At 52.5% G+C, this 14,128-nt stretch carries 12 protein-coding genes; 9 read left to right on the top strand and 3 right to left on the bottom strand.

Translation table 11 applies throughout. The features are described from left to right. Positions 1–133 precede the first annotated feature (133 nt). Positions 134–2,749 (top strand): ATP-dependent chaperone ClpB, encoded by a 2,616-nt coding sequence (clpB, locus tag G7064_RS15010; protein ID WP_166074224.1) that lies wholly within the window; start codon positions 134–136, stop codon positions 2,747–2,749. Between the two features lie 87 nt (positions 2,750–2,836). Here the strand turns inward: clpB and G7064_RS15005 are convergent, their stop codons facing one another. Then, positions 2,837–3,241, bottom strand: a complete 405-nt coding sequence (locus G7064_RS15005; protein WP_166074223.1) for a hypothetical protein — start codon at positions 3,239–3,241, stop codon at positions 2,837–2,839. A 361-nt stretch (positions 3,242–3,602) separates the two neighbouring features. Between G7064_RS15005 and G7064_RS15000 the strand changes: the two genes are divergently transcribed. Then, entirely contained in the window at positions 3,603–4,619 is a 1,017-nt protein-coding gene (locus G7064_RS15000) for an SMP-30/gluconolactonase/LRE family protein (protein ID WP_166074222.1), read from the top strand. An 84-nt stretch (positions 4,620–4,703) separates the two neighbouring features. On the opposite strand, the gene G7064_RS14995 is transcribed toward G7064_RS15000, so the two are convergent. Beyond that, entirely contained in the window at positions 4,704–5,111 is a 408-nt protein-coding gene (locus G7064_RS14995) for a hypothetical protein (protein ID WP_166074221.1), read from the bottom strand. 283 nt (positions 5,112–5,394) lie between these two features. Here G7064_RS14995 and G7064_RS14990 point away from each other — a divergent pair, with 283 nt between their 5' ends. From G7064_RS14990 to G7064_RS14960, 7 genes are all read left to right on the top strand, one after another. Then, positions 5,395–5,988 (top strand): HupE/UreJ family protein, encoded by a 594-nt coding sequence (locus tag G7064_RS14990; RefSeq protein ID WP_166074220.1) that lies wholly within the window; start codon positions 5,395–5,397, stop codon positions 5,986–5,988. Positions 5,989–6,113: 125 nt separating this feature from the next. Continuing rightward, entirely contained in the window at positions 6,114–8,486 is a 2,373-nt protein-coding gene (locus G7064_RS14985) for a M1 family metallopeptidase (protein ID WP_166074219.1), read from the top strand. 292 nt (positions 8,487–8,778) lie between these two features. Next, positions 8,779–9,225, top strand: coding sequence for a YIP1 family protein (locus G7064_RS14980; RefSeq protein WP_166074218.1), 447 nt, complete (start codon positions 8,779–8,781; stop codon positions 9,223–9,225). A 262-nt stretch (positions 9,226–9,487) separates the two neighbouring features. Continuing rightward, entirely contained in the window at positions 9,488–10,198 is a 711-nt protein-coding gene (locus G7064_RS14975; protein ID WP_166074217.1) for a response regulator transcription factor, read from the top strand. After that, positions 10,195–11,517, top strand: coding sequence for a sensor histidine kinase (locus tag G7064_RS14970; protein ID WP_166074216.1), 1,323 nt, complete (start codon positions 10,195–10,197; stop codon positions 11,515–11,517). Before G7064_RS14975 ends, G7064_RS14970 begins: the two co-directional genes overlap by 4 nt. 153 nt (positions 11,518–11,670) lie before the next feature. Beyond that, positions 11,671–12,099 carry a hypothetical protein gene (locus tag G7064_RS14965; RefSeq protein ID WP_166074215.1) on the top strand — a complete coding sequence of 143 codons (429 nt, stop codon included), beginning with the start codon at positions 11,671–11,673 and terminating at the stop codon, positions 12,097–12,099. A 41-nt stretch (positions 12,100–12,140) separates the two neighbouring features. After that, on the top strand, positions 12,141–12,515 hold the full coding sequence (locus tag G7064_RS14960; protein WP_166074214.1) for a PH domain-containing protein: 375 nt from the start codon (positions 12,141–12,143) through the stop codon (positions 12,513–12,515). 76 nt (positions 12,516–12,591) lie between these two features. On the opposite strand, the gene G7064_RS14955 is transcribed toward G7064_RS14960, so the two are convergent. Next, positions 12,592–13,971, bottom strand: a complete 1,380-nt coding sequence (locus G7064_RS14955; RefSeq protein ID WP_166074213.1) for an NAD(P)/FAD-dependent oxidoreductase — start codon at positions 13,969–13,971, stop codon at positions 12,592–12,594. Between the last annotated feature and the right edge of the window lie 157 nt (positions 13,972–14,128).

Here is a 14,128-nt window from a genome sequence, read left to right as displayed (position 1 = left end):
CAATATGTCCTTTTTCACCTATTAGTTATACTCTCTTACAGCCAAAAAGTCAGCAAAAGCTCTTCTGCACCCCGTTTGCTAAGCCACTCGTAGAACTTCCTAACCCGAAGCACCTACTAAAGACCTAGCAGCCATGAACTTTAATAATTATACGATCAAGGCACAGGAGGCCGTGCAGAAGGCCACTGAAATTGCCGGGGGCAATCAGCAGCAGGCCATCGAGACGGGCCACCTGCTGAAGGGCCTCTTCCAGAGCGACGAGAACGTACTGTCGTTTCTGGCCAAAAAGCTGGGTGTGAACCTGAATATCCTCACGCCTCGCCTCGACTCTATTGTAGCTGCTTATCCGAAAGTAAGCGGCGGTTCGCCATATCTATCGAATGATGCCAACGCGGCTTTGCAGCGGGCTACCGGCTTCCTCAAGGAGTTTGAGGATGAGTATGTGTCGGTGGAACACTTGCTGCTGGGGCTGCTGGGGGGCAAAGATGCCGTAGCTACCCTGATGAAGGATGCGGGCTTCAATGAAAAAGACCTGAAAGCTGCTATTAAGGAGCTGCGGGGCGGCCGCAAAGTAACCAGCCAGACCGCCGAGGATCAGTACCAGAGCCTCAACCGCTACTCCCGCAACCTGAACGAGCTGGTCCGCACCGGCAATATGGACCCGGTGATTGGCCGCGACGAGGAAATCCGTCGGGTGCTCCAGATTCTGTCGCGCCGCACCAAGAACAACCCTGTGTTGCTGGGTGAGCCTGGCGTGGGTAAAACCGCCATTGTGGAGGGCTTGGCCCAGCGCATTGTGGCCGGCGACGTACCCGAAAACCTCAAGGACAAAATTATCATGTCCTTGGACATGGGCTTGCTCATCGCGGGGGCCAAATACAAGGGCGAATTTGAGGAGCGCCTCAAGTCCGTCATTAAAGAAGTAACCGACTCCGACGGCCAGATCATCCTGTTCATCGACGAGATGCACACGCTGATTGGGGCCGGTGCGGGCGGCGAGGGCGCTATGGACGCGGCCAACCTGCTTAAGCCGGCGCTGGCGCGGGGCGAGTTGCACTCCATTGGTGCTACCACGCTCAAGGAGTACCAGAAGTATATTGAGAAGGATAAGGCGCTGGAGCGTCGTTTCCAGGCAGTGATGGTGGATGAGCCCAGCATTGAGGACGCTATCAGCATCATGCGCGGTATCAAGGAAAAGTACGAGCTGCACCACGGCGTACGCATCACCGACGATGCCGTAATTGCCGCTGTGGAGCTAAGCAGCCGCTACATCACCGACCGTTTCCTACCCGACAAAGCCATCGACCTGATGGACGAAGCAGCAGCAAAACTGCGCATTGAGCTAAACTCTATGCCCGTGGAGCTGGACGAAGTGCAGCGTCGCATTATGCAGTTGGAGATTGAGCGCGAAGCCATCCGTCGGGAAGAAAACGTTGACCGGGAAAATGTGCTTAATAAGGAGCTGAGCGAGCTGACCGCCAAGCGTGACTCCCTGAAAGCGCAGTGGGAAAACGAGAAATCGGTGCTCACGAACATTCAGGAGCAGAAAGAGGCTATCGAGCGCTTTAAGGTAGAAGCCGAGCAAGCTGAGCGGCAAGGCGACTACGGCCGCGTGGCGGAACTGCGCTACGGCAAGATTCAGGAAGCCGAAGCCAAGCTCAAAACCTTGCAGGACGAAGCTAACGCCAATAAGGACGGCGGCTCGATGCTACAGGAAGTGGTGACCCACGAGGACATTGCCGAAGTAGTAGCCAAATGGACCGGTATTCCGGTGAGCAAAATGCTGCAATCGGACCGTGAGAAGCTGCTGAACTTGGAGCAAGAGCTGGGCAAGCGCGTAGCTGGTCAGAGCGAGGCTATTGCAGCTATTTCGGATGCCGTGCGCCGTTCGCGGGCTGGTTTGCAGGACCCCAAGCGGCCAATTGGTTCGTTTATCTTCCTAGGCACAACTGGTGTGGGTAAAACCGAACTGGCGAAGGCCCTGGCCGAGTACTTATTCAATGACGAGAACAGCATGGTCCGCATCGATATGAGTGAGTACCAGGAGCGTCATGCCGTGTCGCGCCTCATTGGTGCGCCTCCCGGCTACGTGGGCTACGACGAAGGTGGTCAGCTAACCGAGGCTGTGCGCCGCAAGCCGTACTCCGTGATTCTGCTTGATGAGATTGAGAAGGCGCATGCCGATGTGTTCAACATCTTGCTGCAAGTGCTGGATGATGGTCGTCTGACCGACAACAAAGGCCGGGTGGCGAACTTCAAGAACACCATCATCATCATGACCTCCAACACGGGCGCCGACATCATTCAGCGCAACTTCAAGGAACTGAACGAGTACAACCACGACGAGGTAGTAGACCGCACCCGCGAGGAAGTAATCGAGCGTCTGCGCCAGCACATGCGCCCCGAGTTCCTGAACCGCATCGACGAAATTGTGATGTTCCAGCCGCTGAAGCGCAAGGAAATTCGCCGCATCGTGGACATCCAGTTCCGCCAGATTCAACAGCGCCTGGAAGAAGCCGGCATCCGTCTGGAAGCGACCGACGAGGTGCTCAACTACCTCGGCGAGCAAGGCTTCGACCCGCAGTTTGGTGCTCGCCCTTTAAAGCGGGTGTTGCAACGCTTGGTGCTGAATGAGTTGTCGAAGGACATTCTGTCGGGCCGCGTGAGCAAAGACGCGGTAGTGGAAGCTGTGCTGGAAAACGACCAGATTCGCTTCGTGAACGTGGATGTGGAAATTCCGGGCGTGTAACCGCGCTCCGGTTCATAATCTGAACCAAAAAAGCCCCTCAGCATTATGCTGGGGAGCTTTTTTGGTTCAGTGTGGATGGCATCTATCTCAATTTGGTCGTGATTTGGGCTGTGCAAAAAACGTTGGATTCAGTCTTCTCTGGATTTTGTATGGCAGCTTATGTGTCGTTCTGAAGTCAGTAATAACTCTTTTTTCGCGCCCACCTCTGTAAGAGACAATTTTACGAATCCCAACTGCCGCAATGGGAGCAGCGATAATACCAAAAAGCGCCGCGTGATCACCAAAGCTCAACCTCCACCAAGAATTCTGATTTTGCTCAGATTCAGTTGCCAATTTAGCAGCAAGCAGATCGCCGCCAATAGCACCGCCAGTTAATACAATACCACCCGAACGGCGCGACTCAAACAGGTTATGAATAGCTCGAACAGTATCGTCGGCGGTAAACTGTCTTGGGTCTACAGATGAAGGAATATTCGCAGAATCACCCAGCACAACTTGAGCATTTGCGACTCCATTGCATACCAGAAAAAATAGAAAAGTCAGGCACCTAGCACTGAGCCATGGCCCTATGACTAACAATGCTCGGGATACGGATCGAGTTATCATGTGTATCTCACTAAATCAATGAACCACATCAAAATAACATTTTATATTTATATAATAATATATAATAAGGTAAGCCCGTATCCTTATTTGCTAGTTTCATTGACTGAAAAGCATAAAAACACCTATCTGTCTTGATTGAAGGGAGGCTTATCTGGAAATGTATATAATCTTGCCCTCGGCAGTCTGGAATCTGTTGGAGACCGTATAGTCAGTGTATTGATTTATTGACTTTTAACCACCTATTTCTATGCTTCACTCTTTCTCTTTTAGGCAGGCAAGAACAGCTGCCCTGCCGCGCTTTGTTCGTCTGGCTGCTGTAGCCGTAGTCCTGACCGGTATGCTGCCCGGCTGCGTCAAGGATGATGGTACCATTCCCAATCCTTTTAACCCCGCCAAAGTCACTGTTGCAGAGCCTCGGGTGCATCCAGAAGGCGTGCAGTTTGATGAGCTAAAACAGCGCTATTTGGTCAGTTCCCGCACCCAGGGGCGCATTGGCGCAGTGAAGGACAATGGCACCTATAGCACGTTTGCGGATGACCCGCGCCTGATTTCGACTATTGGCTTAAACCTCGATTTACCCCGCCGCCGTCTGCTTGCGGCTGTATCGGATGGTGGTGGAAATACCAGCCGCTCCACGCCAGCGACCCTACGCCAGCTAGCCGGGCTGGCTATTTTTAACACTGATAATGGCCGCCTCACCAACTACGTAAACCTAGGGGCGCTGCGCCCCGGTCAGCAGCACTTCGCCAACGATATAGCCATTGACTTACAGGGCAATGCGTACGTAACAGATAGCTTCTCCCCCATTATCTATAAAGTAGATCTGCAAGGCAACGCCTCTGTATTTCTGGAAAATCAGCAGCTCAGCGGCGGCACCGGGTTCGGATTGAATGGCATTGTGTTTCATCCTGGGGAAGGCGGCTTTTTGATCGTAGCCAAAGCCAATGATGGCACCTTATTTAAAGTACCTATCAGCAATCCGCAAAGCTTCACTACTGTCAGCAAAACCCAGAGTCTGGTTGGTGCCGATGGCTTGCTGCTCCTCACGCCCGAAACGCTACTGGTAGTGTCGGGCAGTCAACAGACCGTTTTCCGGATGAACACCACCGACACCTGGGCCTCGGCCCGCGCTACCGGCAGCTTTGCCACGGGCGCTGTTGGCCCCACTACCATCACCCGCCGCAGTCTCACCGATGCTTACGTGCTGTATCCGTACACTGCTACATCACCATTTTTTGAGATTGTAAAGGCTACGTTTCAATAAGCACGGCCAAACACAACGGCACTGAATTGACTCATTAAAAAAGCCCCCCAGATTCCTTCTGGGGGGCTTTTTAGCTTGCGATACTTACCAAGTGGATCGTTGAGCAGTTGCATCAAATGGCTTAGCATTCTTCAAGTGCTTGCTCTTGATCCTGGTGCGTACATACGCAGGCAGTGGCTTACCATTCTGATAAGCGCTAATGATTTCGGCTTCTTTCAACTTACTGAACCGAGCACTTTTGCTTAAGCTAATACCAGAAAGTACCGCACCTATTGCCAGCGTAGCGGGCGCACCGTCTATGCCTCTAGCGGTTGAGACCAACCCATAGCCAAGCATATAGCCACCTGGAAAGCCAAGTATCGCACCACCCGTTCGACGGCTCCGAAATAGCTTTTGTACGGCCTGCAAGGTGTCGGAGGAAAAGGCTGGAGTAGAAGTAAGGATAGGAGCCGCCACTACAGGAGTCGTGCTAGTTTCAGTAGTTTGGGCCACAACTGAGCCAGTAGCGAAAAACAGACTAGTTACAAGAGTAACTGAGAGTATAAATTTTGGCATTGAAGTGAATAAATGTATGAACAGAAGATAGCGCAAGCTATAGCTCATCTTGTAAAAAATCAAAACCATCACACAACAAATTATAGCCCTTATATAGCTTAATTATCCTGTTAATTACTTAATACTAATAAATAAGATAACTTTTATTATATGAAAAATTATAAAACAGCATTAAGTATCATCCAAACCTAAACTTTAGAATAAATATTAGCTTTGCCGCATGTCCGTTTTCTCGACTTACCTGCAGCTCGGCTTCTTTCACATCTTCAACCTACAAGCCTACGACCATCTGGTGTTTCTGCTGGCCTTGTGTGCGCCATATGTGCTCAGCGATTGGCGCCGGGTAGTGGCCTTAGTTACGAGCTTCACGGTGGGGCACAGTATCACGCTGGCTTTGGCTACGCTGGGCTTCGTGCAGTACAGCACCACGCTGATTGAGGTGTTGATTCCGGTTACTATCCTGCTAGCCTGCGTCGTAAACATGAGCCGGGCCGGGCGCGATTTCAAGCGCAACCAGCCCATCATTCTCACTTTATCCAATGCTCTGGCAGCCATTTTTGGGCTGATACACGGGCTCGGTTTCTCCAGCTATCTGCGGGAGCTGCTGGGGCAGAATTCGCGACCCGTAGTAGAGTTGCTGGCCTTTAACGTGGGCGTTGAATTGGGCCAATTGCTCATTGTAGCCCTCATTCTCGTGCTGGGCTTTATTGTGCTGCGCGTGTTCCGGGCGGCCCGCCGCGACTGGGTGCTGGTGGTGAGCGGAGCCGCGGCGGGTATTGCGGTTATTTTGTTGCTCGGGAACTTCACAAGCTAACGTTGGTATTTGGGGGGCAAATCTGGCCCTGAGTTGCGGTATTATTAGCAGAGAATATGTTACGGATTCATTAAGTGGATTTCCGTAAATTTGCTTTCCTCCTTCCTGATTTTCTGTTTGTTTTTATGTTGAGAAATCTTCTCTTGCTCGTCGGTGGCATCGGGTTGAGCGCGGCGCCACTGATGGCCCAAACGCCTTCCATCCAGAACACCAATTCCGGCACCGACAAATTTGCCCAGCTCGGCACCGAGCTGCCTACCCCCAACACGTTTCGTACCGCCTCGGGCGCGCCAGGCTCGCAGTACTGGCAGCAGCGCGCCGACTACGACATTAAGGTGCGCCTCGACGACGAGAAGCAGGCCATTTCGGGCTCCGAGGATATCACGTACACCAACCTCTCGCCCGACGTGCTGACCTACCTGTGGGTACAGCTCGACCAGAATATCTACGACAAGAACTCCATGACTACCTCCACGCAGACGGCCGAGTTGCAGCCGCGCATGTCGTTTGGAGCCATGGATTACCTGGCCCGCGCCGATTTCGACGGTGGATTCAAGATTGAGTCGGTGAAGCAGAAAGGTGGCAAGGCCCTGCCGCACGTGGTCAATCACACCATGATGCGCGTGGATTTGCCTCAGCCTTTGCAGCCCAAGCAGTCGTTCACGTTCAGCATCGTATATCGCTACAACATCAACGACGTGCTTAAGCTGGGCGGACGCTCGGGTTATGAGTATTTCCCGGAGGATAAAAACTACCTCTACGAAATCGCGCAGTTCTACCCCCGCATGGCCGTGTACGATGACGTAAACGGCTGGCAGCACAAGCAATTCTTAGGCAGCGGCGAGTTTGCCCTGCCCTTCGGTAACTATAAAGTAAGCATCACGGCCCCCGCCGACCACGTGGTCGGTGCTACCGGCACGCTCCAAAACCCAGATCAGGTATTGTCGGCCACGCAGCGGAAGCGGCTGGCCCAAGCTACCGATGCCAACAAGCCGGTGGTTATTGTGACGCAGGCTGAGGCTGAGCAAGCCGAGAAAGGCCGCGCGAAAGGCACCAAAACCTGGAACTTCGCGGCCAAAAACGTGCGTGACTTCGCCTTTGCCAGCTCCCGTAAGTTTATCTGGGATGCCATGGGCCTGAAGATCGAAGGCAAGCCGATTGTGGCCATGTCGTACTATCCGAAAGAAGGCAACCCGTTGTGGGGCCAGTACTCGACGGAGTCCGTAGCGCACACGCTTAAAACCTATTCTAAGCGGACCATTCCGTATCAGTATCCGGTTGCTATTTCGGTGCACGGCCCTATTGGCGGCATGGAATACCCGATGCTTTCCTTTAATGGCTACCGCCCCGAGAAGGATGGCACTTATTCGGCTAACACCAAATACGGTCTGATTTCGGTGATTATCCACGAGGTAGGGCACAACTTCTTCCCTATGATCGTGAACTCCGACGAGCGGCAGTGGACGTGGATGGACGAAGGCCTGAACACCTTTATGCAGTACCTCTCGGAGCAGGAATGGGAGCGCAACTACCCTTCGCGCCGCGGCGAGCCAGCCAAAATGGTGGATTACATGCGCATGGATAAGAGCCTGCAAACCCCGATCATGACCAACTCGGAGTCGGTGTTGCAGCTCGGCAACAACGCCTACGGCAAGCCCGCTACCGGCCTCAATATCCTGCGCGAAACCATTATGGGCCGCGAGCTATTCGACTACGCTTTCCAGGAGTACGCTCGTCGTTGGGCTTACAAACACCCCACGCCTGCCGACTTCTTCCGCACCATGGAAGACGCTTCAGGCGTAGACCTCGACTGGTTCTGGCGCGGCTGGTTTTATACCAATGACCGCACCGACCTAGCCATTGAAGGCGTTAAGTGGTATACCGTTGATTCTAAAAACCCCGAAATTGAGAATGCCCGCAAGCGTCAGGAGCTGAATGCCGAGCCAAAAACGCTTTCGCAGCAACGTAACCTTCAAGACATCAAGCGTACGTTGGTAGACGACAAGCCCGGCCTGAAGGACTTCTATAATTCCTACGACCCTATCGCCACGACGGAAGCCGATAAGCAACGTTACCAGGAGTACGTGAAGAAACTGAAGCCTGAGCAGCAGAAGCGCCTCAACGAAGGCTTGCACTTCTACGAAGTGGGCTTGCGCAATATTGGCGGCCTCGTGATGCCGGTTATCGTGCAAATGACTTATGAAGACGGTAAGCAGGAAGTAGTGAACATTCCAGCCGAAATCTGGCGCCGCAACAACGAGCAGGTAACCAAGGTATTCGTAACCGATAAGCCTGTGGTAGCTTTCACGCTCGACCCGTTCCTGCAAACCGCCGATACTGATCTGAGCAACAATGCGTATCCGCGCAAATTGGCCCCCACCCGCTTTGAGTTGTTTGAGCAGCAGCAGCGCACGCAGCCGAACCCGATGCAGCAGCAACCCAGCGCTACCCAGCCGGTTCCGGCCAGCAGCGGCGCTACGGGCGGTGGCACGAATTAGAGCGGAAATAAAACCCAATAAAAAAAGCCAGACGCTACGGCGTCTGGCTTTTTTTATTGGGTTTTATTTCAACAGCTTGCATTCGGTATTAATCAGAAAAAAGCCTGCTAATGATGGACAACTACGCGGATATAAGAGAAGACAACTTGCTGACACAAATCTGGTTAAAGCCGAAGCTCACATTAAACTATATTCTTCAAAATAATCCTCATAAATACGTTGCAATCCTCTTATGCTTAGGTGGCATTGTTAGAGCTATCAGTAGAGCTTCGATGCAGGATATGGGGATAGAATGCCGACTACCACCATTTTGCTCACAGCCATAATTATGGGCGGTCTAACTGGATGGATAGTTTATTACTTCTATGCGTGGCTAATGAGCGTCACAGGCAAATGGCTCAAGGGGCAAGCTGCTTCAGATACCTTCCGGACAATCCTCGCCTGGGCAATGGTCCCATCAATTTTTACTTTACTGCTTATAATTCCTGAAGTGCTCATTTTTGGTGATGATTTATTCAAAAGCGAGCATACAAACACATCCAGTTTTAACAGCATCATGTGGGTGTTTTTTGCTTTGACAGAAGCAGTATTAAGCTCATGGACGCTAGTAATTCTTGTAAAAGGAATATGCTTAATTCAGGGATTTAATACGGGTAAGGCAATTATTAATATGCTCTTGCCTGGGGTACTCATTGTTGTTCCACTTCTTCTCCTTGGTCTGCTTTTACAGACAGTTTAATTACCCACTACTGCCATAAAACCAAAACAGCTGCCTCATGTGAGGCGGCTGTTTTGGTTTGCTGCTAATCTTAGAAAAAGCCCCCCAGTCCTACCCTTCCAACCTGTTTAGCCCGGTGCTTCATTCTTCCTTCACCTCCAAGAGTATAATATGCACTCATAATGAGCAGGCTTTTATACCATCCGGTTTAGGACTGCTGCCCTACGCAAAGCGCAACAGCTTATTCTGTTAGCTTTCTTATTTTTTGGCTTTCTTTATTCGTATGAATGTCCTCATCGTTGAAGATGACCGTGCTCTGGCCCGCGAGCTGGGTATATTTCTTTATAATGAACACTACTACTGCGACTTTGCTCGCACGGGACGCGAGGCGTCAGAAAAGCTGTTTGTAAACGAATACGACTTTGTGCTGCTGGATTTAGGTCTGCCTGACCAAGATGGATTACAGCTGCTGGCCCAGGCTCGGCAAGAGCGAAATCAGAAGGCCTCAATCATCATTCTGAGTGCTCGTGGCTCGGTCGATGATCGTATTAATGGCCTCAACCTGGGGGCCGATGATTATCTACCCAAGCCTTATTCGCTGTTAGAATTGGGCTCTCGCATGCAGGCCGTAACCCGCCGTAAGCACGGCGTGGTGCTGGATAAGCTGGCATTTGGCGGATTTGTCCTGAGCCTCGGCGACCGGAGTCTGCGCCACAGCGAAACACTATTGGATGTAACGCGCAAGGAATTTGAGCTGCTTCACTATCTGCTGCTGCACCGTGGCAAGGTACTCACCCGGCTCCAGCTCAGCGAGCATATTTGGGGCAACACCATCAACGACAGCGCTGACCATGACTCAAACTACATTAATGTGCACGTCAAGAATCTGCGCAAGAAGCTAGCGCAGCAAGACCCCGCTACTGAATGGGTAGAAACCGTGCGCGGCATTGGCTACCGCTTGCGGCTGGAGGCTGATCCAGACCTGACCACGTGAAGCTGCAACGAAAGCTGGTTCTGCTTACCACGCTGTCCAAGTGTCTGATGGCGGCCGTACTGCTGCTGATTCTCCCTTGGCTGGTTCAAACCCTGGTGCTAGGCCATACCGACGCAGCCCTGCGCGCCGAGCTGCGCCAGGTGCAGGCCCGAATTGAGCAGGTTGGCATCTCCGAATTCTTGCCCCAGGATCAGGTTCAGCGGCGCACGCACTACGATTTGCTGCAAGACGAATTCATCGATTTGCAGGCCACAACCGCCAAAATGCCCCCCGATACCATTGGTACCTTTCCGCGGCAGCGGCAGGGCAGTGAGGTCGATTTTCGGGTGTTACGGCACAGCGCGCGCTACCAAGGCCAGCCGTATATTATTGAGATCGGCAAAAGCATTGAATCGGTGCAGGAAGTGTATAAGCTGCTGCGCAATTTGGCCGTTTACGCTCTTTTGTTTGTGGGGCTCACCACGTTGCTGCTGGAACTGGGGGTAATCGGCTCTCTACTGCGGCCCTTCGATCATATTGTGGAGCGCTTACGGGCGGTGCAAGGACCAACCCCGCCCGACTTACCCGCGCTACGCACCAGCACGTCCGATTTCCAATATCTGGACGCCAGTATTCAGCAGATGCTGGTCAAGATTCAATCAGTCTTCGAGCAGGAGCGACAGTTCATTGCCACCGCTTCCCACGAGCTCCTGACGCCGATTTCGGTCTTACAAAACCGCTTCGAGAACATGCTGCGGGCTGAAAATCTGCCTGAGGAAGCCGAAACGCAGCTTGTTACCTCCCAAAAAACCCTCCAGCGTATGACCGTTACGCTGCGCACACTGTTGCTTATTTCGCGGGTTGAAAACAATCAATTTGCCCGCACCGAAGAAGTACCCGTACGCTTGGTATTACAGGAAGTAATTGAGGAACTGGAAGATCGTATTAACAATGAGGCGCTGGTTATTCACTGGAACCTGACGGGGGAGCCTGTGCTCGCTCCAGCCAACCGATCATTGATTTTCACGCTTTTCTTCAACTTACTGAGCAACGCCATTAAGTACAACCAGTATGGGGGGCAAATTGAGCTCGGAGGCTACCCCACCCCGGAAGGCGGCTACTTGCTGCGCATTTGCAACACCGGCAAACCCATCCCCGCTGAGCATTTACCCTTCGTATTTGAGCGCTTCCGCCGTTTCGACGAGGATGCGGCCGAAGGCTACGGCTTAGGTTTAGCGGTGGTGCGCAGTATTGCGCAGCTCCACCACATCACCGTGCAGGTTGAATCAGATGAGCAGCGCGGCACCGAGTTTATCCTGCATCTGCCGCCGGCGGCGTAACCAAGTCAGTTGTAAGCGGCTGAAACTACAAACCAACACGTAAAATCCATCTACGACACTGCTTACAGGTCTTCTTGATCTTGTGAAGCCCTTGCAACCCAAAAGGCACGAGCGGGCTCTTATCTGCACACTGCAAATTTGCCCCCCAGCCCAATGAGAAAACCGTTTATCATGCTGCTGTATACCAGCTTCATTGCCACGAGTGTAGCCTGTGAAAAAGAGGATGATCTGAGTCAGGAATGCGTAAGCGTCACTATACTGGGCACCACGTGTGAGGGCGCTACCCTACTCCAGCTGTATACGGCTGTCCCGATTGGCAGCAGTGTTTATTTCAGCGGCGATATGGGTGCTCCTACCCCCGGCACCCCCGCAGTAGCAGCCACCTACGCCAACGTAGTCAAGACGTTTACGCCGCTGCCGACCCTTTATCGGGGTGAAGCGCAATGGTTTTTCAAACTTCGATTGGCTTCCTCCGAGGAAAGAATTGAGCGGTTTTGCACCGCCAATAAAATGTGGTACGATGCTCCACAGGTAATTGTCACCGACTCTTCTACCGTTTGCAGGAGCAGCCGAAGCAAGTAATTTTCGTTGTAGCTTCGTCTTCCACCAACTCTACACCGACTATGGGACTTCTCGATGGATTAATCGGCAATGCTTCGGAAAGCGATGCCCAGGAATTGCAACAGGAACTCAGCCGCCTCTTGGCCACTGACGAGCGGGTTGAAAAGGCTTTCGTCATTATCCGCGACCAGCTTATTTTCACGAATAAGCGCCTGATTCTGGTGGATAAGCAAGGAATAACGGGCAAGAAGAAGGAGTTTTTGAGTGTGCCGTATCGGAGCATTGAGCGCTTCTCGATGGAAACTACCGGGCACTTCGACCTCGATGCGGAGCTAAAAATCTGGGTGCGCGGCCAAACCGATGCCATCAGCAAAACCTTCCGCAACGACCGCAACATTTATGATGTAAGTAAAGCGCTTGCCGACTACGCTCTTTAGTAGGTAATTTACTGTATGAAAAAAGTCCCCCAACATTCCGTTGGGGGCTTTTTTCATACAGTAAATTACCTGTTGACTACCTCGCTACTGGCGTTTGAATAGCGGGCGGCGTCGGGTTGTACTCTGGCGTAGCATTCTGATGCTCAGCCTTTTTCTTGCCTTGGTCGTCCTTCACATCGCGGCGGCTGAAGGGCCGGATGATGAGGCGTAGCGCTTGGTCGGAGCTGAAGTAGCTGAAGGCCCAGTCGACGAAGGCTACCACTTTATTGCGGAAGCCGACAAGCGTCATTAAGTGCACAAACAACCACGTAAACCAACCCAGAATACCGCTGAAATGCACGTCTTTGGGCAAGTCAACTACGGCTTTGTTGCGGCTCACAATGGCCATCACGCCTTTATTAACATACTCAAAGTTCTTGGGCGTTTCGTTGCGCATAATGCGCTGGAGGTTTTCGGCCAGTAAGTCGGCTTGCTGCTGCGCTACGGGTGCCAGCATGGGCATACCGCGGGGCATTTCCTCCGTCACCATGTTGGCCACGTCGCCGATGGCGAAGACGTTTTGAAAGCCTTCCACTTGGTTCCAACGGTTCACGCTGATGCGCTTGTTGCGGGCAACCACCTCGGGGGGCAAACCGGGTACTTCGGCCCCATTCACACCGGCCGCCCAGATCAAGTTTTCGGTCGGGATATAGTCGGTATCGGAGTAATAGGCCCGGCAGTTTTCAAACCGTTTAATGGACGTATTCAGGCGCACAATGACGCCAAGCTCCTCCAGGTAGCGCTTCGACTCCTGCTGCGACTTCACCGACATGGGCCCGAGCACGGCTGGCCCGGCTTCCACCAGAATAACCTGCATCTGCTTCAAATCCAGTTCCGGGTAGTCTTTGGGTAGCACGTGGCGGCGCATTTCGGCCAGCGAGCCACTGATTTCGACGCCCGTAGGTCCGCCGCCGACTACTACGATATTAAGAAGCGCTTGCTTCTCCTCCGGATTTTCAGTGAGCAGCGCTTTCTCGAAATTCTGGAAAATAAAGCTGCGCAAATTCAGGGCATTCGGAATGCTCTTGATTTGCATAGCATTCTTCTCAATGCTCTCGATGCCGAAGAAATTGGTAAGCGAGCCGGTGGCTATTACCAAATAATCGTAGCGAATATCGCCCACGCTGGTGTGCACCACGTTGCGCTCGGGCGCGACGCGCTGCACATCGGCCATGCGGTAGAAAAAGTTTTTCTGGCCCGCGAAAATCTTGCGGATTGGGTAGGCAATGCTATCCGCTTCAAGAGCGCCAGTGGCTACTTGGTAGAGGAGCGGCTGAAAATTGTGGTAATTATTGCGGTCGATGACGACAACTTGCACGGGCGCGTGGCGCAACTCTTTCGCCAGCCGCAAACCCGCAAATCCGCAGCCGATAATAACGACGCGCGGATGGGAAGAAACCGGGAGGTTCGTATCCATAAAACTGAAAAACAAGGTATAAGGTGCTACGTTGAGCACTCACTGGCCAGCTCCCACATGGAACTCGCACGGATGGTTTTACAGTAAAACCCACTTACTGGTTGTCCTGTTTTTCAGACAGTTGAGCTTGGCAGCTTGCCTAGAGTTTATTCTAGTA

The organism is Hymenobacter sp. HDW8 (assembly GCF_011305775.1).
Taxonomy (GTDB): Bacteria; Bacteroidota; Bacteroidia; order Cytophagales; family Hymenobacteraceae; genus Hymenobacter; species Hymenobacter radiodurans.
The sequence above is the reverse complement of the archived record's forward strand: the minus strand, read 5'-3'. Positions and strand labels throughout refer to the sequence as shown.